Origin of the sequence: Mycetohabitans endofungorum (assembly GCF_002927045.1) — a bacterium.
GTDB lineage: Bacteria > Pseudomonadota > Gammaproteobacteria > Burkholderiales > Burkholderiaceae > Mycetohabitans > Mycetohabitans endofungorum.
On sequence record NZ_PRDW01000072.1, the window covers coordinates 1 to 1,160 of the forward strand.

At 54.0% G+C, this 1,160-nt stretch carries 1 protein-coding gene; it reads left to right on the forward strand.

Annotated features, from left to right (window positions below):
* Positions 1-1,160 (forward strand): condensation domain-containing protein (locus tag B0O95_RS15230; RefSeq protein ID WP_233203462.1); only part of this gene is annotated, 1,160 nt, incomplete at both ends.

The following is a 1,160-nucleotide window of genomic DNA, read 5'->3' on the forward strand; positions in this document are numbered from 1 at the left end:
ATTGCCCGTGATGTACAGCTGCCTTGGCAGGAACTTGATCTAAGCGGATTGAGCGATGCTGCTCAAGAAGCTGAATGTGCGCGCTTTTTGCAAGAAGCCAAGGCAGTTCGCTTTGATCCTGCCCAACCGCCGCTATTGCGTTTCAGTTTAATCCAGCTTGCAACGCATCGTTATCGCGGCGTTTTGACCTTCCACCATATTTTACTGGATGGTTGGTCAATGCCGATGCTTCTTCAGGAACTGATCGCATTGTATGCGGACGGTGGTAATGAGCGCGCGTTGCCGCGCGTGGCGCCTTATCGTGATTACCTAGCCTGGCTTAAAGGACATGACTGTAGTGCAGCGGAGCAAGCTTGGCGCGAAGCACTGGCAGGGCTTGAGGAGCCCACCCGCTTGGCGTCCATTCGAGCTACTTCGCCTATGGCTCAGGAAATGGTAACTTGGACTTTACCTGAGACGTTGGCGAATGCGCTTAACGGACAGGCCCGCCAGCGGCGTGTCACGCTGAACACGTTAATGCAGGCCGCTTGGGGTCTTTTGCTAAGTCATTTGACAGCGCGCGATGATGTGGTCTTTGGCGTAACGGTGTCTGGGCGCCCCCCTGAACTGCCTGGCGTCGAGCGCATGATTGGGCTATTGATCAACACACTGCCTTTGCGCGTACGATCCAGTCCGACGCAATCTATCGCCGATCTGTTGACACAGGTGCAAGACCAGCAAACTCGATTGCTTGAAAATCAGCACCTCAGTTTGACTGATATTCAGCATTTTGCTGGATTAGGCGAGTTGTTTGATACGTTAATGGTGTTCGAAAACTACCCATTCGATCGCCAGACAATGCAAACGGCTCCGGATACATTGCAATTGACTGGCGTCGAGGGCAATGATGCCACGCATTATCCGCTCAGCTTGACTGTCATTCCAGGCGTACAGCTGGCGTGCCGGCTAGGTTATCGTCCTGACTTATTCGACCGATATGCAATTGAGCGGTTAATGCGGCGTTTCAACTGCCTACTCGAAGCGATAGCGCAGGATCCCGAGCAGCCGATTGGGGGTATCGAGTTACTTGAGGCGGCGGAGCGGCAGCAGCTGCTAGTTGAATGGAATGCGACCGAGCGCGCGATGCCTGAAGCAACGCTGGTTCAGTTGTTTGAGGCGCA